This is a genomic window from Citrobacter sp. Cpo142 (genome assembly GCF_030332425.1).
GTDB lineage: Bacteria > Pseudomonadota > Gammaproteobacteria > Enterobacterales > Enterobacteriaceae > Citrobacter > Citrobacter portucalensis.
Genome location: NZ_JAOWHW010000093.1, coordinates 1 through 545 on the forward strand (window position 1 = coordinate 1; position 545 = coordinate 545).

At 50.8% G+C, this 545-nt stretch carries 1 pseudogene; it reads left to right on the top strand.

Going from position 1 to position 545, the window contains the following annotated elements:
- Positions 1-138 precede the first annotated feature (138 nt).
- Positions 139-545 (top strand): annotated as a pseudogene (locus OGY18_RS04705) (phage tail fiber protein); the annotation flags it as partial.

Consider the following 545-nt stretch of genomic DNA (forward strand, 5'->3'; position numbering starts at 1 on the left):
GTCATGTCAGGCGGTAGCGTCAGGTCGGCCTACAACAAAGTGTTTGCGGACCGCAATTCCGGTTCTTGGGATATGACCCGAAACAGAAATATCGCCATGCCCATTCTTATTCTTCCGAACATGTACTGAGGAAAAACTATGTCAGCAGGAACATTAACCCTGACGAATAATTCTACTGCGGTCGCTGGCAGCGGGACCGCGTTTACTACCGAGGTGGCGGCAGGAGATTTTATTGTTGTCACAGTCGGCGGCGTTCCCTATACGCTCCCGGTTAAATCAGTGGAAAGCGGTACAGCATTGACGCTTGTCAGCAATTTCACCGGGCCAACACAATCTGGCGCTGCCTGGTCAGCTGTTCCTCGTGTGGCGCTAAATATGGTTACCGCAGCGCTGGTGGCACAAAGTGCAGAAGCCCTGCGCGGACTTAATTACGACAAACAGAACTGGCAACTTTTATTCTCTGCAAACGGCAATATTACTGTCAGGCTTCCTGATAATTCGGAGTTTACCGGGCCGTCATGGAAATATCTGGCAGATAACATGGC